The sequence below is a fragment of the Halalkalirubrum salinum genome (assembly GCF_005543295.1).
Taxonomy (GTDB): domain Archaea; phylum Halobacteriota; class Halobacteria; order Halobacteriales; family Haloferacaceae; genus Halalkalirubrum; species Halalkalirubrum salinum.
Window position 1 is genome coordinate 32,995 of the sequence record NZ_SRSG01000015.1, and the last position, 18,041, is coordinate 51,035.

Genomic DNA, 18,041 nt, shown 5'->3' on the forward strand with positions numbered 1-18,041 from the left:
TCAGTGGTAACATATGGCTGACGGTGACCCGAACAAAGGCGATGGGGGTTCGACGGTGTTGATCCCGATAAACGCCGCCGAACCCGAGGATCTGCCTGTAGCGCTAGTTGGGACGCTCGCTCCCCTGCGCATCGTCGTGCTGGGCTACTATCCGGTCCCAAGTCAGGCGGCGCCGGAACAGGTCCGGTCGAACCGTGGAGACGAAGCGACCACCGCAATCGAGGACGCGGTCTCTCAGTTCGCCGACCGAGGCGCAGAGGTTGAGTCCGTCGTCGTCTTTACGCATGACAAAGACGAGACGGTCGACCATATCGCCGCCGAGTACGATGTCGATGCGGTTCTCACGCCCGGCGATTACGCCGAGGAACTCACTCGTGTGCTCGTTCCGATGCGGGGCGACGAGAACCTCGACAGGATTATTTCGTTTATTATCGATCTGATGCGACAAAGCGATGTTACGGTCACTCTGTACAACGTCGCTGAGTCGGACGAAGAGGCGTCTCGTGGTGAGTTACTCCTCAGAGGCGCCCGCGATCAGCTGGCGGAAAACGGGGTCGATCCCGACCGCGTTGAGTGGCAGGTCGACCGCGGGGATTCACCGGCAGATGCGATCGTCGCGACCGCACAAGAGCACGATGTATTGATCGTCGGTGAGTCTCAGCCGTCACTTCGTGAGCGGATCCTCGGTCGAACAACCGGTCGAGTCATAGGGAAGGTGGACCAACCGGTGCTCGCCGTTCGAGATATCTAACAGGGAATGTCCCACATCGAAACAGTAGTGAACGGGAAAGGCCTCTATACGTGCTCGCTGGCACAAGGATTCACTTCTTATGCGTGATCGGGGCAGGAAAGTACAATATGAAGACACTCCTCGTTGGGACAGGAATATATACGGGTTAAATTTAGAGTTGTCTCCTGTTCTAGGGGTGTTCCACACTGATCACAAGTGACAGGTTCACTCATTGGAATTACTCTTCGGAATTACTCTTCGGTTTTCCGAACGACAAAAACGGGTTTATCAGTATTTTCGATGGCCCGTGTCGGAATAGTTCCGAGAATCCGCTCCCGCAGTGAAGGCTCTGTTTCCCCGAGTACAAGAACATCGAAATCCGCTGCCAGCTCAACAATCCCGCTGGAGGGACTACCACCCTCCGAGAGACGCTTGTCGATGCGGTCACGGTCAATTCCAGAAGTGCTCAGACGGTTGATGGCGTCGTCAAGCAACGAATCTCCGGTGTGACCATTCGTATCGTCGTCGGCAGAGTGAAAAAGTGTGACAGATGTATCGCTAATACGCATCAGGTCCTCAACGAACGAGAGGATTCTATTGAGATTTGTCTTCCCTCGAAGTGGCACAAGTATCCTCTCGACAGTGTCTACGTCACCCAACGACAGGACAGCATCGCAGTCGTATTCGTCGGCAATTCGGTCGATCGCGTCCTGGTGGTCATGAGTGAACACGAGAACGTCTGTGACATTGTGGCCCTCATCTGTCAGTGTCTCCGATATTGATTCGAGACGCTGTGCTGCCTCTGACTCGTTGTCGTTTTTGATCTGAGCTGGTGCCGTCTGGCTAGGAACTGGATAGTACCCGAGCAGAACAGTATTGACTGATCCCAACAGGCGCATAATTCCGTTGGGTGGTGTCTCGGGTCCCGAGACATCGATTGGAATCAGAATTGTCGAATCAGTAGACGCGCGCATACCGATGACTTACCCCACGAGACATATATCTGTACCGTCGCCATCTTGATTCAGCGAGAGAATCCGAAGTACAGTGGAGCGGGATAGTCCATCCCTTGGCAGTGAGACGAGGACCGGAAGGGAAACGAAGACGATGGCATCGACTACTGCGAACACGTGTACACGGAGGAACGCGCGTAATCGCTGCTCTCGTTCATTTCACGAGAGTAAGCGAAGCCGCCAGAGATATTCGCGTATGTATGGATGCAGTGAACTCGTGTTGTTTGTTGGGCTGGTTCGTACTTATTTTTCTTCAGGCTAGGTCAGCGGTCCAGTTTATGGACACGACGGGTATCGGGACCGAAGTACCATGCACCGAGTAACATTAGCCCTGCCGGAACTAACGAAATGAGGCTACTTCCGAGAATTCCGCGATTCATCGTCGATAGTCCCAGAAAGACTGTCGCCCACCCGACCATGCCCGCCACGAAGCCGAGTGCTACCCGACGGCTTCGTTGCCGATAAATGGCTGCTCCAGCCGCAAAGCCGACACTACAGATACTGCTAATCACGAGCCCAGCGTTCGCGTAGTCACTCACATCGAACGGACCGAAAAGTAGAATCAGAATAAACACGGCAGTGATGAGTGACCAGACACCAGTTATCCCGGGAATCGTCCTCAACACATGTCGGGAGTCCATACGCTTACAAGTACCTCAGTATGAGAGCATCTCGTCCGTCACTCTTTAATTCATTTGTTTGTTGAACTGTCGGATTCCGTCGTCAGTCCCTGCGATGATGAGTTCGTCACCCGATTCAACTCTGATATCTGGCCCTACATCGGTGATGACGATGCCGTTCCGCTCAATGTCGACGACAGTACAGCCGGTCTTCGATCGTCGACGCGATCATCCGGCCACCAACGCTGGCGACGCTCGTACAGGACGAGCCGGCCGACCGGGAACGTCCGGATGCAATCGACGAGCGGCGTCGCGAGTGCGCTCGTGACCTCTTACTGGCGCTCGATGAGAATATTCGGCCGCCGTCAACTACGACGGATGGGGCACGGTCGATTCTCCAGCGACTTTCAGACGCAGCGGAGATCGACATCAACCATCCGAAACACGACTGTCTCGCCCCCCACGGCGGTCGACGTGGGATGGGTGAGGTCCTTGTCCGGGCCTTCGGGTACACGGTCGCAGCTCGATATCTCGACAACTCAGAGAAGATGGTCCGCGAGCGCTACTCCCATATTGAGGCTGGCGAACTAGATGATGTTGCGACAGAGGGACTCTCGGAGCTTGATGACATCAGGCTGTGAATGGATCGTCTCGATAATCATCTATCTGATCTTCAGTTTGGATGTTATGTCTATACTAATACTATGAGTGCCAGCTCGCCACCAAAGATAGCTTATCATCACGAGCGCGGCCGGAATTTGGAGTGCTGTCGGAATGAGGCCGGTCTGAGATATAAGCCAGTTCGGTCCGGTGGTAGAGAGTGAAATAACAGCAAATGACGGATCAGCGGCGGTCGGAAAGACGTATGCAGAAACAAAATTGAAGCCAGCGTGGATTCCGATTGGGAGGGCAAGCTGTCCCGAGAGAAGATACGCGAGGCCCAGTAAGAGTCCAGCACTCAGGAAATGGAGCCCATTGACGAGTTCAGGCGCTGGATGTATGAGTGCGAATAGAAGTGCGGACAATCCCAATGCAGTAGCGATCGTCACGGGCTGCGACAGCCACCGAAAATCAAGTCCTTCGATGGCGTTCGAGAGTATGTACCCCCGAAAGACGAGTTCTTCAACAGCCGCGATGCCTACTGTAATCACGATGGCAAACCCGAGATCTCGGACATAAGTGGCTGTTGGGGTGTACACTGCTTCACCAGCTGTTATCCAGCCACCGAGGAGTCCGAGTACAGTTGCTACTGTCGGGATTGCGCCCCCGATTATGAGGCCGACGAGTACGTCAACCCCCCACCGCCTGTCAATTTGAAGCCCGTAGGTGTGAATAGGGCGCTTGTCGATATAGGTTGCTGCCCCAAATAGGAGGCCGATCACACATAGGGTGAAGATCGCGCGAAGCAAAGCGGACCGGAAGAGGCTGTCGCCGGACGGCGCTACAAGGAGTGGAATCGATATGAAGATACCGGTGTAGGTTATTAAGAAGATATATACCCGGAGAAACGCCCGAGGTCGCTGCTCTCGCTCGTTCCATGCGAGGAAGCGAAGCCGCCGGAGATATTCGCGAAGGTACGAGTGCACTCTGGATCCTTATCTGGTGGTTAGGCTGTAGAGTATTAATCCGTGGTATGGTCGCGGCGTTCTCTACCCCGAATGCTTGAGTGTCGTTTCTCCTCACTTTTCACGATCGCCAGTAGGACGGCGTCAGTAGCACGAGCACCGGAATGATTTCGATCCGCCCGACCCACATAAGGAAGGTCATAACGAGCTTCGTCGATTGGGGGAACGTTTCGTAGCTTTCGAGTGGACCTGCGATACCGAACGCCGGTCCAATATTAAAGAACGTTGCTGCTGCAGCACTCATCGCCTCAAACTCCGAGACTGTTAATTGTACCCGGGAAGCGTCGAGCACGACGAAAATCGTCGCCAGAATGAAAAACACGATACTCACGAGGGTGTATGCGTAGATGTCCCGAATCGTCTCTTCGTCGATGACGGATCCGCTCAGTCGGACTGGGCGAATCGCGCTTGGACTAGCTGCCGTAAACAGGTCGCGCCGAAACGCCTTCACGACGACCAACCAGCGCAGAGTCTTGATCGAACAGGTCGTACTGCCAGCCATCCCACCGATGAACATACAAACGAACAGGAGGTGTTTGGGCCCCGCAGACCAGAGGTTGAAGTCTGTGCTCGCGTAGCCAGTGGTTGTGACGATTGAGACAACCTGGAAGATAGCGTGTCGAGCGGTCTCTTCGAGACTCGTGTATGGCCCGCCGTTCGCGAACAGCATTCCGCCAACACCGAGAGAAAAGAACCCGAGGATTGCGACGTAGAACCGAAACTCGTCGCTGTTTCGAAGCCGGTCGAAGTTTCCTTGAAAGACGAAGTAGAGTAACACGAAACTGGTTGCACCGATCGCCATAAATGGAATAATCGCCCACTGCACAGCAGGAGAGAAGGCAGCGATACTGTCACCCCGCGGTGAAAAGCCACTCGTCGCGATCGTCGTGAACGCGTGCGCTATCGCATCGTACAACGTCATCTCCGGTGCATATCCAACCAAGTGAAGCCCGTAGAGAACTGCCACCTGGAGCCCGGTCAGGCCGATATAGAGCTTCCAGAGGAGGGTGGCTGTCTCCGAAATTTTGGGGGTGAGTTTGTCGAGATCCTGTGTCTGGGTTTCGGTCTCCATGAGCTGTGCCCCACCGACGGATAGCTGGGAGAGGACCGCCGTCGCTAGCACGAGAATTCCGAGCCCACCGAGCCACTGAAGCACCGCTCGCCACATAAGGATGGCCCGTGAGTGATGTTCGAAGTTTACGATGACCGTCGCACCGGTTGTCGTGACGCCGCTCATACTCTCGAAAAGCGCGTTCACAGGTTCTGCGAGAGCGCCTTCCCCAGCCAGCAGAAATGGGACTGCACCGACGAGAGCAATGCTCAGCCACGTCAGCGACACCATTAGAAATGCCTCTCGCGCTCGGAGGTCACGCTCGTCGGTCAGTTGCTCGAGCCCGAGACCGAGTATCGCTGTGCCAAGTATCGGGAGGGCGAACGGGAGCAGTGCCGTTCCATCGTAGAGAGCGATTCCGAGTGGGAAGAGTAGTGGCACCCACAGCCACTTGAGGATCGTCCCAACCAGTCGGCAGCTAACCCGCCAATCGACGCGAATCCTCATACGATATCCATAACGGGAGAAAGGACATCTGTAGCCACAAAGAGAACGACGTGATCGCCGGGTTCGATGACGGTTTCCCCACGGGGAACGATGAACTCCTGGCTACGAGTGATCGCTCCGATGACGACGTCAGATGGGAGTTCGGTAACGCTCTCGCGGATCGGCCGATTGGTGAGGACGCTCCCCTCGTTGACTTCGATCTCCATCACTTCTGCTTGACGATCTTCGATGAGCGAGAGGTTTTCGACCTGCCCCCCCTGTGTGAAGCGGATAATTTCCTCCGCAGTTGCTTCACGGGGGTTGATTGCGACGTCGATCCCAATCGCCTCGAACAAGCCGGCGTATTGTCCTTCCTCGACAATGGCGACTGTTCGTCGAACACCGATGTTCTGTGCGAGCAGCGAGACCATGAGGTTCTTTTCGTCGCTGTCGGTCGCTGCGATGACTGCGTCTGCTTGGTCGATCTGTTCCCCGACGAGAAAATCTACATCTGTCGCATCGTGTTCCAACACGATTGTCCCCGGGAGGTCTTCTGCGAGTTGCCGGCCACGGTCCGCGTCTTGTTCGATCAGACGGGGTTCGATACCACTCTCTTCGAGCAGTTTGGCCGTGTGATATCCGATGTCGCTCCCGCCAATGATAACGATATCGTGGGCATTTTCTGAAGATTCGGCTGAGGCGACCGTTCTCGAAAAGGATTGGACACTCCCAGGACTACCGATGACGATCACCCTGTTCCCAGCTTCGATACGCGTCTCCCCACGAGCGATCAGGACATCACCGTCTTGAACCAGTGCAGCGAACGTGATTGAGTCGAATATGTCCGCTTGTTCGACGGTCTGTCCTGCGATATCACTTCCTGCCATTACCTCGAACTCGGCCATCTGGACGAGCCCAGCAGCGAACGGGTCGACATCGATTGCTGCGGGGAGTCCAACGACGCGGACGATATCATTCGCCGTGAGGATATTCGTCGAGACCATGAAGTTGACGCCGAATGCGTCCTCCGACTCTGTCCACGTCTCGAAGAAATTCGCATTTCGAGTTCTGGCAATCGTAAAAACGTCACCAACTGTTTTCGCTGTTCCACAGGTGACGAGGTTCGTCTCATCGTCGTCTGTACAGGCGATAAGCATATCTGCTTCGGCGATGCCAGCTTCTTGGAGTACCTTCAGCGAGGTACCATCACCTTCAATCGCCAATATGTCATACGAGTGGGTGAGTTCCTCGACTTTTTCGGCGTCAACATCGATGACGATGACATCGTGACTTTCGACGAGGCTGGCTGCAATATTTGATCCGACTTCACCAGCCCCAACTACGATTACTCGCATTGGTTTTCCCTCGAAGTGCTCATTAGACGTATCTAATGGATGAACCGCATAAAAAAGCCTTTGTCGGCGAGGTCATCGGTATCTGGTATGTCCAGCAGTTCCTGTTTGGGGCGATTTCAGAGGCATTCGCATCGTAGTCCCCGAACACGGTGAGTATGACGAAGCACCCATTCGTCTTTAGTTAAGCCCATTAGTAATACTTGAGTTCAAATTATGTCTATGAGTATTAGGTGTAGTAAAAATCACGGCTAAGATTCTGTTGTTGCTGATATCGAACGACAAGCAACCCTCGCAAACGCCATTTTCCACCCACTGCCGGCACGAGCGTGTCGAATCTGGACCGAATATGAAGCTGCTGAGTATTACCGAGAGTATTAACTAAAGACGAACGGACGAAGCACCATCTTGTCGTACCCTTGGGGCTGAAACACCTTTTCCGGAAGATTCGTGATATGCTATTCTCGAATAGCATACGCTCGAAGAGCAGGAGTAACAGCTCTTCGGACGAGCGGGCTTTAACAGCCATCCTGGGAGGATATACGTATGCCGACGGCGAATCCTTTGGATATCGACTATCGTTCCCACGGACGGGTCCAACGACTCATCGATATCGTCAGGTTCTGTATCGAGGATATCAGTCTCTCTTTCGACCGCTGAGATGTGCCGTATACGACAGGGCCAGGGCCAAGGCTCTATTTCGCTATTGTATCAGGACATATCGTTCGAGATCACGCAGATCCGATGGGGAATAACCAGTGGCTAGTAGCTGCCTCGCGTCAACCGCCTCGGGGTCAAGCCCCGTGGCATCCGCCTCGCTATTCCGTGAACTCTACCAGAAATGGAAGTAGTCACAGCAAGCTCAAGACCATTCGAAGTGCGGGAAGGAGTGTAACTCGGAGCAGTGCACCACCAAAGCCGAGACTGATGAATCCCATCAGGACTGCGAACTCTGACTTCTCATCTTCGACGCCCACGAGGAAATGATACAGCAAGAGCGAACCAGCATACTGGACGACGAATACCCCAACGATTGCGCCTCCAATAACGAAGACTGGATCCGATTCCAGTGATAGTGGGGGATACGGTAGGTTGAACCACCCCAGCGTATCGACTGAAAGCCCGATAATGGTATAGAGAACAAACCAACTCCCGAAGAAGATCATTCCACGGATGCCAATATAGACAGCGAGGGAGAGACATCTCTCGAGGAGGGTTACAATCTCAACGACTCTTGACTGTGGAGGTTCCATTTCTGGTTGAGACCCTGATTATTGAGAGGGAGTTTACATGCTATGGTTAAAACAGCTTGTGACACCTCCGGGAATATCGATAGACAAGATGTGAGTGTCCTAAACCGTGTTGTGCTCCCCATCGAGAACCCCGTCGGTGAATCGCCTCGGGGTCAAGCCCCGGGGCATTCTCCTAGACCGCTTGTGAAGTATCCCATGTTCAGAGCGTACGATCCCATCGAGTACGAAGACGATCTCGACGACATTCTTTCGGAAGATGAAGCGGTTGAGCGCGAGACTCACAACGTCTTTGGAACGGCACAGCAAATTGCAGACCGGTACAAACGGGATGTCGAAACTGCAACTGAGGAGGGGGACCCGTCGCAAGGGATTCTCAGGTGGCTCGACGGGAACGATGTCGATCACGTAATGATCGGGGGTCACGGACGAGACTGTGTCGCCAGATTGGTACTCAGGAGCGTCGCAGAGACGGTCGTTCGTCGCGCAACCGTTCCCGTTAGTGCGATAAAATAACTGATTGAGCTTCCGATATCGCGTTGGGCAATACTGAGGTATAACAAACCAGCCTCTGAAGAGAACTGTATAGTGGACCTGTGGTCGTCACGTACCGGATTTATTCTCGCTGCCACCGGAGCGGCCGTCAGTATCGGGAATATCTGGCGCTTCCCGTCAGTCGTCGGCCGAAACGGCGGCGGTGCGTATCTGATTCCGCTCCTCATTGCCGTATTTATCTTCGCGGTGCCGCTCATGATCCTCGAAATCCACAGTGGCCAGCGCACGCGCACCGATATCGTCGCCACGTTCCGTAGCGTCGGACCACGGTTCAGGATTTTCGGCATCCTCATCGTCGCTGTCGTCGTCCTGATTCTCAGCTACTATCTCGTCATTACGGGCTGGATTCTCGCGTTTCTGGGGTCAGCGATAACGGGAAGCGACATTTCGTTGGCTAGCTTCACCGCGACATACGCACCGGTACTTCCCTTTACTGTCTCGCTCGGTATCGTTGCAGCTATGCTCTCGCTTGGAGTTCGAGATGGGATCGAACGATTGACGACGATACTCATGCCGCTCGTGTTCGTGATTCTCCTCGGTATGGCAGCCTTCTCAGTGACGTTACCGGGATTTTCCGAGGGAATGGCGTTCTTATTGACGCCCGATCTGTCTGTCCTGGCTGACCCGCTCATCTGGAGCGCCGCGTTCGGTCAGGCCTTCTTCTCGCTGTCCGCTGGAATGGGGATTCTCATTACGTATGGGAGCTACGTGGGCGACGAGATGAACGTTCCCGAAGCCGCGACTATCATTGCGGTGGCGGACGTAATCGTCGCTGTCTTAGCTGGTATCGTCATCTTCCCCATCGTCTTCACGTTCAACCTCGAACCCTCACTCGGAACGGAACTGGCGTTCTCCACCCTTCCTGCAGCGTTTTCGCTCCTCCCGGGTGGACGGATCGTTGCGGGGGCATTCTTCGGTCTCCTCTTCGCGGCCGCGATTACTTCAGCCGTCTCCATGATGGAGGTTGGTGTCTCGACCGTTCGGGGTGCAACCGGTTCTCACGGCGACAAGCGACAGTACTCGTCTCCGTCCTCGTGTTCTTCCTCGGGATGCCGTCACTACTGAGTTATTCGCCTCTCCAACTCCAAGTGAGGGGTACGCCCTTTCTCGACCTCTTGGACAACTCTGTCGGGACGCTCGGACTACCAGTCACGGCGATCATGATCTCAATCACGTTCGGCTATTTTGCGAGACACGAGGAGGTCCGAGTACCTCGCATCGAGCGATTGACTGCCACGTCCACAAAATACCTCCTTCCCCCAGTTCTCGTCGCAATTATCGCCTCGCAGCTGCTCCTCGGGTTCGATTTTCCCGGCTGGCATACGCTTCCTGGTAGTACGCTGGACCGAGTGCTCGTCTCCGCCGCGATCCTCGTGTTTCTCAGTATTGTGGCCTACATCCTGCTTCGACTCCAACGAGCAGCAGCTAAGTGACCACTACGTCTGCTTTGAGTCCTCCGACCGACAATAGGAAATGGGATACGAAGTTAACCGATTCGACGCGGCCGTTATCGAGGGATTAGTTACTTGTTCTGATCGTGAGCAGCGGTTTCTCCGTCTCGTTAGCGAGCCTTGATTGGACATCGCCAAAGATTCGGGCTCGTACTGTCGGTGTGGATTCGCCCATAACCACGAAATCAAAGTCAGGAACTTGCGATAGAATAACCTCGATCCGTTTTCCTTCCATCGATTGCTTCCACTTGACTCGATCACGACTGATTCCGAGTTCGCTGAGTCGATCAGCGAGCCCCCGAAGCATGTATTCAGTTGCGTCATACAAGTGCTCGTTCTTGCTCCCGACGACATGGAATAGCTGGAGCTCCACGTCACTTTTCTCGAATAGTGCCCCCAACGTTGCGATAATCCGATCGAGATCAGTATTCGGTTTGATAAGAACAAGCCCACGTGTCGTTCCCGATGGCGGTGATTCTGTTCCCGGAATCAATACCGACTGACACTCATACTCGTTTGTGGCCGTATCGATTGACTGATTGCGATCGTTAGTAAACACCAATCGAGTCTGTAAGTCAACGCCTTGATCGGTAAACCGCTTTGCAACAGTCTGCAGTCGCTGTTGGGCTTCCGCTTCGAACTGATCGCGGGCTTGGTCAGATTGTGTTTGATCCGGAATCTGCCAGTAACCGAGGAGCACAGTATTTGCCAACGGTAACGTTTCGATGAGGGTTCCACCGAGTGAGAGCGGCTTCGAGACATCAATCGGGATCAGAACTCGATTGAGGGACTCTGTCATATGTAGAATGCTACAGACTCTACCCACAATAATGTACTTCTGACCGGGTATCGTCTCGGGGAAACGGAAGGGTGGAAAATATCTCTTCTCGGTTGCGCCAATAACTAACAGTGTTGTATCATTGATCTCTGCGCGCTGTCAACGATATCGATAATTGCTCGGTACGAGCTATCCAGAAGGGAGCGAGGTGAGTGTTAATATTCCCCACGCTAAAACGATAGCTATGACCCCGGAGACTCAGACCGAGACGCTCTTGGTCCCCGTCGCGAATCCAGAGACTGCTGCACGATTACTCGACACGGCTATCGATATCGCACACGGCCAGTCGATGCGAATCGTCGTGTTACACGTCGTCGAGGTTCCTCCCCAAGTTCCTCTCTCCGCGGGTGACAGCCTTCTCGAAGACGATGGTGAAGAGGTACAGGTACTCGAAGACGCAGTCGAACAAGCCACAGACGCTGGCGTCTCAGTCGAATCGCGGATGCGGTATGCCCGAGACATTGCGACCGGGATCGTGGGGGCCGTCGATGTGCACGACGCCGACGCTCTACTCGTGGGATGGCGCGGCCGTCCTCGTCGGCGCGACATCATCCTCGGGAGTTTTCTCGACCGAATTCTCGGTGAAGCACCGTGCGACGTCTTTGTCAAACGCATCCGCACACCATCGAGACACATTGACTCCATCTTGGTTCCAGTCGCAGGTGGCCCACACTGTGAGCTGGCCGTTGAGCTCGCCGGCACAATCGCATCACAGCTTGATGCGACTGTTCATCTTCTTCACGTTACTCACCCTGAAATAGATGCCTCGACGCAGGAGGACACCTCAACACTTCTCCAGAATTACGGTTCTCCTCTCAGCGAGATAGACATTGGCGTTGAGTCAACAACACTCCGGAGTGACCACGTTGCAGGCGCAATCACAGACGAAACGACGAACCACGATCTCACCATTCTCGGTGCGACGCGCGAGCCATTTCTCAAGCGAAAGCTCGTCGGATCAGTCGCCGAAGGCGTTGGGCGGGCAGCTGCCAGTTCCGTTATTTTGACGCGCAAATCCCCGAAAGCCGAAGACGCCTGATGATGTGCGGGAGCACTTAGAGCTATGAATCGCTGTTGAAATCATATGAAGTTGATAGTTTCAAACGGGTCAAAATAGTAGATTCAGAAGAGCCACATCAGGTTATCGGACGGTACACCTCAACGCAGAAATACTGTTCCACCAGCCTATGGAAAGCCACGCTACACTTAGGACCCCCTCTCATTGAGCCACTCGGATTCTCGAAGCGACCGTAATTTCGATTGCCGGAGGTCTCCTAGGGCAATATCGTCGGCGAACACCGGCTCTAAGCTCTCCAAGAGTGCATCTGCTGTGAGCTCGTCCGGTATGATCACGTAGTCCGCTGCCGCTTTGTAGGGGGCCTCAGCTTGCTCACGCGTTCTCGTGCGCACGAGGACATCAAGCGAGATGTCGAGTGCGAGCAGATGCTTTGTTACTCGTTTGTCGGAAATCGTAGTTTCCTCCAAAATCAGCTGTTCGCTGAGGGCTGTGTCCTAAGCGATTTGTGAGTCTCCTATACTGATCAGTTAGACGGATTCTTGAGCGTGTCGTGTTCAGTATCTCATAGTGGCTGGGACTCGTGAGTCACAACGCATAGTCTTTCGTCGGATTGCACACCAGCAGCACGTCGAGTGGCCCACATATGACTCGACACCGCTGTACGATCGAACCTCGCTCGCCGGGGTAGAATCGGACGTTCGAGTCGTCTCAAGTGTCTGGTTTACGCACCCTGAGCATGACTCACTCGAACAGTTTGTCTGCTCGATTCCTCTGGCCTACTTCCGCTTCGAGGCCCACGACTGCTACGGAAGTTCGACACACTACGAGATGGATACCCTCTTTCGCGTCTTCGTGCTGAAAGAACTCCACGGATGGAAGCACGAAACATCTCTCGTCGAGTACCTCGATAGCCACCCCGCACTCTGCGGACGCCTAGAGTTGGGGACGGTGCCTGATCAATCGACACTGTGGCGCAGCTGGAACGAGCGCTTCACGCGAGATCTCCGCGAGACGATCCAGAAAGCGGCTCGAACGATCCTCATCAAAGCGCAGAACGCCGATGTCGCCGTACCACGCGAACCAGAACAAAGCCTCCCGCATCGAGGCCACGATGCCGCTGAATCGAACCCTGACGACCAGGCCATTCTCGACAAGGCAGAGACGATTACCAAGCACGTCAGTCGCGTTGTGTCCCCCGCGTTCTCGCTCAACCGTGGCGAGGGCTGTGAGATTCCCGAGAACGCCTACTGGGGCTTACAGACCTACTTAGGACTCCGTGAGAACTTGGCCGCCAACGAGGGCGCTCGAAGCTTCATCCACGAGTCGACACGTGAGCGAACACCACTCGGGCATGGTCATCGCGACCAGATTCGTAATCTCCCTATCGAGCAGATTCGCGAGATGTACCGACAGGCAATCCGGCAACTCATTAACGAACTCGCGGAGACGGAGGAGTTCTTCCGCGCAGGTATCGTTGCCATCGACATCACCGAGGACGATCCCTTCACGGGCGATAGGACGGACCACGAAGACGAGATTATCGGAACGAAGGAGAAGAACGACGAGTACGCCTACCAGTGGGCGACAGTCCAGCTGGTCGGCAACGCTGTCCCACTCGTGCTCGATGCGCGACCAGTTCAACGAGGCGAGTCACGTAAGGAAATTGTTGAAGATCTGCTTGACTCTGCAGAGGAACTCGTTCACGTCGATAACATCCTGATGGACAGGGAGTTCGACAGTCAGCACGTCCTGGAGATGATCAGCCAGCGCGGGCTCTCCTACGTCGTCCCAAAGCGGATGCAGACCAGCGAGAAAGCCCAAGCCAAGCGCCTTCTCAAGCGAGGGAAAGATCGCTACGAGACTGATCGAAAACTGCACTTGGGCGACAACGAGTGGCACTCGACGACGCTGATCTACCGTCGGAAAGAGAACTCCGAACACAACGACCACCGGCAATATTCGGTGTTCATGACGAACCGAGGAAGTGGCCTTCTCACTGAGTATAGCTATCGGTGGGAGATCGAGAGCGGCTACAAGTCGATTAAACGGTTCATGGCGGCGACGACCTCGAAGAATTTTGGACTGCGATTCTTCTACTTCGCGTTCGCCTGTTTGCTGTACTCGATCTGGCGAGCGGTCGATCTACTCGTGCAGGTCGAGTTGAACGGTGAGTATGAACACTCGCCGATCGTGACAGCTGATAACACGCTGACGCTGGTGAAGAAGGAAACCGGAATCGGATAGTAATGTGGCTCTCCCCGTGGTAGCGCAGCATCTGAGTGGCAACGCTGTCGGACGTCTCCGAAATTCGCGTATATGGTTGTAAGTTCAACAAGACAGGCCGTTTGGTGAGCAATCTGAGTCAGTCTCCACTAATTGAACCGGCCGAAACCACGCATCACAGGCCCGCTAAACCCGCCATAGTCTCAACTTCACAGTTTCGGAGGATGGGGTAGAACTGAGCCGGTTCCCGTTATTTTTCAGCTATCAGAGCTAATCGAGTAGCCGACAGACGATTTTCCGTGCTCACTATTTGAGATACACCAGAAATTAATCGTCTTTTGATCTCAAATGGGAGTGTTGCCACTCAAAAAACGCGAGCCGTAGGTGATCTAGTCGTTAATCGGGTGGTATCAGTTCTCCGCAGACCAACTCTATACATTCTCCGGCTGTGAGAACCGGCGCGTAGTCCATCTCATTGTCGACACCGGCTTTCAGCAGGAAATCGGTGAGCCGCCAGATATTGTACAGTAGCACGGCGAATACGAAGTAGAATAGCCGTACCCGGTAGTCCTTCGAGGATGTCTTCGCTAGGAAGTCACCCTTGATGCTCTTGTACTCGTTTTCGATCTGCCAGCGGCGGCTGTAGCGCCGACAGAACGCCTCAGCTTCGTTCGGGCTGACTCGGAGATTCGTTGCGAAAACGGTCGTCCCATTACCTTTCGTTGACGGTACGTACAAGAACTGCATCGAATGGCTTCCTGCCTCAACATGAACAGACGCTGATTCCACCGCGATAGTCTGTCCGTCAGCTTCCATCGTCTCGATCACCTCCTGCTCAGTGCTGTTGATTCGCTTCGGGATGAGATAATTCACCCCGAGATTCGAGAGTGTCTGGTAGACTCGCTGGGCATCGAATTCTCGATCACAGAGTACCGTCTCAATTGGGACGTGTTCTTTCGCTCGTGTCACGAGTCGGCGGACGACCCGGTGGATCTGATTCGGTGGGTTCTCGTCCCATGCTGAGCTCTCACGGACAGGTTCCACAGCCAGAATGAGTGGGATGTTCAGCCCGACAATCGACAGGGTGGCGAACTTGAACGCTCGGTTCTCCTGATCAAGCCCACTAACCATCGGCATCCCGTCGACATCGCCGTAGTATGGTACAGTCGTTATGTCGATAGCAGCCGTGACTGGTCGACGGAACGAGGCTTCAGATTTGATCGCCGAGAGTAGTCGATCCGTTGCCGCCTCGAACCCATCGATCAAAGAGTCAGGCTCAAACTGTTTGACGACCCTGAGGTGAGTATCGCCGTGTGGACCGCTATCCGGCCCGTGTCGGTACTGGAAACGGGTTGCACCCTGTGGCGTCCCACAGCCGACTATCCCCATGAACGTCTGTAACTCGAAGAACTGCGTATCATCGTAGGTAGCGTTCACCGCGCGGCCAGAATCGAACCCACTAAAGCCGTGGTCACGAGCAAGACGGGTCGTCTGGTAGATTTGCTCGTCAGTGAACTCTCGAACAGCTGCCTCGTCGTCCTCAGTAGAACAATTCTCCTTGTCGACAACCTCTGATTTCGGCCGAACACCAGGAGCCGAGAAATCGCAGTCGTGGACCTCTTTGACGACGAAGTGGGCGGCAATCCGAACAAACTCGCGGACACCGTCGTCGAAGCGTTTACGCCACGTTCGCGAGAGGACCGACTCATCTGGGATATGATCTAAACCCAACGGCTTAGCAAGCTTCTGATATCGGGCCAACTCCCGATAACTATCGCCCGTGATCTCTCGGTAGATGAGGAGTCGGACCATCCCGAGAAACGAAGGCGGAGCAGGATGCCACTCGGGATACCCATCATCAAGTAATTCAGTTCGAATCGAACTTTCTGCAATACTCGACGAGAGGGTGTTGCCTGCTCGCAACTGCTCAGTGATTTCGATCCCTGTACTATAGGCGTCGATCATCCAGCAGGCACGATCCGAGAGAGGATCCAACGAGTTCCGCATTCTCCCACTTTAGTTGCCAACATAGAAGCTACCAAGGTTTCGTCTGTTTGCCCTTGCTACTAGACAGTTGAGGTGGAAATTAGGTGACGTTGCGTACCCACTCGCTGTCATCATTTTCAGCGAGGTATTCACCGTAGTATGGAATTCGGTTTGCAACAACATCTTCAAAAGTCTCGCGGATCTCGGTACGGCTCATCTCGCCCATCGACTGCAAATCATCGTTACGATTCAGGCAGCCCTTAAGATATCCATTGTGTGTGACACGGACGCGATGGCAGTTCGCACAGAAGGTTGGATTCTCGACTGGGTCGACGATCTCAACCATTCCAGGATCGCCATCGCCTACGGCGTCGGGGTCAGTACTACTAACCCAGTATCGTTTTCGGTTGTGCATCTCGCGGCGTTCGACTCGATCGGCAATGTCAGCAAGCCAATCGTGGACGCGCCCGATGTCGATGTTCCACTCGGGTCGACCCGCTAACTCGGGCATATACTCGATGAGCTGGAGTTGGAGTCCCTCACGGTTGGCGACGTGCTCGACCATCCCCTCGACGTAGCCGGCGGTCTGCTCGAAGACGACCATATTTAGTTTGACAGGGGCTAACCCGGCTTCCAAGGCGGCTTCAACGCCATCAAGTACCGTTTCGTAGGCTCCCGATTTCGTTACTGCGGCGAACTGTTCGGGATTGAGCGCGTCCTGGGAGACGTTGACGCGGGCGAGCCCAGCCGCTTTGAGGTCTTCGGCGCGACCACGGAGGAAGCTCCCGTTGGTCGTCAGCGAGACCTCCATCGATTCCGGCGTCCGACGGATGATATCTTCGAGATCGGCGCGCAGCATGGGCTCACCGCCAGTGAATTTGACTTTTTCAATGCCGAACTCTTCGACGACCTCCAGAAACCGTATGACTTCATCGGCGGTCAGCTCGTCATCGGATGGCTCCATGGGCCCTCGTGTATCGCCCAGTCCCTCGTTGTGACAGTAGATACAGTCGAAATTACAGCGGTCGGTCAGCGAAATTCGGACTTCAGTCACCTCCCGTCCGAACTCGTCTTCGAGTGGCTCACTCATACATAGCTACGGATTCCGTGTGAAGTTAAATAAGCAGGCATTACTCAGATGGCGAAACCATATTTGATTACACCCTACCAGATGTTAGGTGACACGGTCGAACTCATCGCGTGAATTGAGATCGTGTAGCGATCGCCATGTTGTACGGTCCGAAACAGTTGTCGGGGGAATCACGACGGTATCGAGTTCGGAAAGCGTTCCGTGGAGGCTACGGCTGTCGGCGGCGAGTCGCTGTGTGGCAACGGTCACTGTTCGACCGACGTGGTAGACCGCCTGCATCGGCTGTTGGTGGCCGTCTTCGAGTTCGGGAACTGCGGCGTCGTGTCCCCCTGCTTGGTCGAACAGAAACGCGATGAACGCCGGGTCGACGAAGGGCATATCACAGGCGACGACCGCAGCGTACGTCGAGTCGACCGTGTCGAAACTGTGTTTGATACCTGCCAGTGGCCCTCTGTCAGGTTCGGGGTCGATGGCAAACCGAACCGGGAGATCGAGATCGAGTTCCGAGATCGAACGCTCGAACCCCGGCTGTTGGTCGTCCCGACAGCTAACGACGATACTGTCGACGACCTCCGAAAGCCGGTTGACGACGCGGGCGACCATCGGGATGCTGTCGATCTCCGCGAGGGCCTTGTCCGCCTCGCCGAAGCGGGTCGAGTAGCCCCCAGCGAGCACGACGCCGGTTCGTGGGTGATCCGTCACGAGAGATCCTTAGTCGACAACTGTGATATCGAGACATGATTGTTCCTATGG

17 protein-coding genes and 2 pseudogenes are annotated in these 18,041 nt (G+C 54.6%); 7 read left to right on the forward strand and 12 right to left on the reverse strand.

The genetic code is table 11. From position 1 onward, the window contains the following. Positions 1–13: 13 nt before the first annotated feature. Positions 14–751 carry a universal stress protein gene (locus tag E5K03_RS06350; RefSeq protein WP_138005511.1) on the forward strand — a complete coding sequence of 246 codons (738 nt, stop codon included), beginning with the start codon at positions 14–16 and terminating at the stop codon, positions 749–751. 230 nt (positions 752–981) lie between these two features. Here the strand turns inward: E5K03_RS06350 and E5K03_RS06355 are convergent, their stop codons facing one another. The 3 genes and pseudogenes from E5K03_RS06355 to E5K03_RS17890 form a co-directional block, all read right to left on the reverse strand. After that, the gene (locus E5K03_RS06355; protein ID WP_138005512.1) at positions 982–1,704 is read right to left on the reverse strand and encodes a universal stress protein; all 723 of its coding nucleotides are present in this window, start codon (positions 1,702–1,704) and stop codon (positions 982–984) included. A gap of 302 nt (positions 1,705–2,006) precedes the next feature. Next, the gene (locus E5K03_RS06360; RefSeq protein WP_138005513.1) at positions 2,007–2,384 is read right to left on the reverse strand and encodes a hypothetical protein; all 378 of its coding nucleotides are present in this window, start codon (positions 2,382–2,384) and stop codon (positions 2,007–2,009) included. Between the two features lie 45 nt (positions 2,385–2,429). Next, positions 2,430–2,570, reverse strand: a pseudogene (locus tag E5K03_RS17890) (cation:proton antiporter regulatory subunit); the annotation flags it as partial. Positions 2,571–2,605: 35 nt separating this feature from the next. On the opposite strand from E5K03_RS17890, the pseudogene E5K03_RS06370 reads away from it, so the two are divergent. Next, positions 2,606–3,004 (forward strand): annotated as a pseudogene (locus tag E5K03_RS06370) (site-specific integrase); the annotation flags it as partial. A gap of 21 nt (positions 3,005–3,025) precedes the next feature. Here E5K03_RS06370 and E5K03_RS06375 read toward each other — a convergent pair. From E5K03_RS06375 to E5K03_RS06390, 4 genes are all read right to left on the reverse strand, one after another. Further along, positions 3,026–3,745: a CPBP family intramembrane glutamic endopeptidase gene (locus E5K03_RS06375; RefSeq protein ID WP_171006614.1), complete on the reverse strand. Its 720-nt coding sequence runs from the start codon at positions 3,743–3,745 to the stop codon at positions 3,026–3,028. Between the two features lie 304 nt (positions 3,746–4,049). Continuing rightward, positions 4,050–5,546: a TrkH family potassium uptake protein gene (locus E5K03_RS06380; protein WP_138005515.1), complete on the reverse strand. Its 1,497-nt coding sequence runs from the start codon at positions 5,544–5,546 to the stop codon at positions 4,050–4,052. Beyond that, positions 5,543–6,880, reverse strand: a complete 1,338-nt coding sequence (gene trkA / locus E5K03_RS06385) for a Trk system potassium transporter TrkA (RefSeq protein WP_138005516.1) — start codon at positions 6,878–6,880, stop codon at positions 5,543–5,545. Before trkA ends, E5K03_RS06380 begins: the two co-directional genes overlap by 4 nt. Before the next feature lie 848 nt (positions 6,881–7,728). After that, on the reverse strand, positions 7,729–8,130 hold the full coding sequence (locus tag E5K03_RS06390; RefSeq protein WP_138005517.1) for a hypothetical protein: 402 nt from the start codon (positions 8,128–8,130) through the stop codon (positions 7,729–7,731). 195 nt (positions 8,131–8,325) lie between these two features. Between E5K03_RS06390 and E5K03_RS06395 the strand changes: the two genes are divergently transcribed. From E5K03_RS06395 to E5K03_RS17375, 3 genes are all read left to right on the forward strand, one after another. Next, complete coding sequence (locus tag E5K03_RS06395; RefSeq protein ID WP_171006615.1) at positions 8,326–8,643, forward strand: universal stress protein; 318 nt, start codon at positions 8,326–8,328, stop codon at positions 8,641–8,643. 72 nt (positions 8,644–8,715) lie between these two features. Continuing rightward, the gene (locus tag E5K03_RS06400; RefSeq protein WP_205742966.1) at positions 8,716–9,747 is read left to right on the forward strand and encodes a sodium-dependent transporter; all 1,032 of its coding nucleotides are present in this window, start codon (positions 8,716–8,718) and stop codon (positions 9,745–9,747) included. Between the two features lie 23 nt (positions 9,748–9,770). Next, on the forward strand, positions 9,771–10,115 hold the full coding sequence (locus E5K03_RS17375) for a hypothetical protein (RefSeq protein ID WP_205742967.1): 345 nt from the start codon (positions 9,771–9,773) through the stop codon (positions 10,113–10,115). Between the two features lie 85 nt (positions 10,116–10,200). Here the strand turns inward: E5K03_RS17375 and E5K03_RS06405 are convergent, their stop codons facing one another. Next, the gene (locus E5K03_RS06405) at positions 10,201–10,932 is read right to left on the reverse strand and encodes a universal stress protein (protein WP_138005519.1); all 732 of its coding nucleotides are present in this window, start codon (positions 10,930–10,932) and stop codon (positions 10,201–10,203) included. Between the two features lie 223 nt (positions 10,933–11,155). Here E5K03_RS06405 and E5K03_RS06410 point away from each other — a divergent pair, with 223 nt between their 5' ends. Then, complete coding sequence (locus tag E5K03_RS06410; protein WP_138005520.1) at positions 11,156–12,010, forward strand: universal stress protein; 855 nt, start codon at positions 11,156–11,158, stop codon at positions 12,008–12,010. Between the two features lie 167 nt (positions 12,011–12,177). Here the strand turns inward: E5K03_RS06410 and E5K03_RS06415 are convergent, their stop codons facing one another. After that, a complete protein-coding gene (locus E5K03_RS06415; RefSeq protein WP_138005521.1) occupies positions 12,178–12,456 on the reverse strand; it encodes a hypothetical protein in 279 nt (92 codons plus the stop codon). Between the two features lie 100 nt (positions 12,457–12,556). On the opposite strand from E5K03_RS06415, the gene E5K03_RS17500 reads away from it, so the two are divergent. Further along, the gene (locus E5K03_RS17500) at positions 12,557–14,233 is read left to right on the forward strand and encodes a transposase (protein ID WP_138005522.1); all 1,677 of its coding nucleotides are present in this window, start codon (positions 12,557–12,559) and stop codon (positions 14,231–14,233) included. Positions 14,234–14,608: 375 nt separating this feature from the next. On the opposite strand, the gene E5K03_RS06425 is transcribed toward E5K03_RS17500, so the two are convergent. From E5K03_RS06425 to mobA, 3 genes are all read right to left on the reverse strand, one after another. Further along, positions 14,609–16,219, reverse strand: a complete 1,611-nt coding sequence (locus E5K03_RS06425) for a transposase (protein ID WP_138005523.1) — start codon at positions 16,217–16,219, stop codon at positions 14,609–14,611. Positions 16,220–16,298: 79 nt separating this feature from the next. Further along, positions 16,299–17,288, reverse strand: coding sequence for a GTP 3',8-cyclase MoaA (moaA, locus tag E5K03_RS06430; RefSeq protein WP_138005524.1), 990 nt, complete (start codon positions 17,286–17,288; stop codon positions 16,299–16,301). An 84-nt stretch (positions 17,289–17,372) separates the two neighbouring features. Then, a complete protein-coding gene (gene mobA, locus E5K03_RS06435) occupies positions 17,373–17,990 on the reverse strand; it encodes a molybdenum cofactor guanylyltransferase (RefSeq protein ID WP_138005525.1) in 618 nt (205 codons plus the stop codon). Positions 17,991–18,041: the final 51 nt, after the last annotated feature.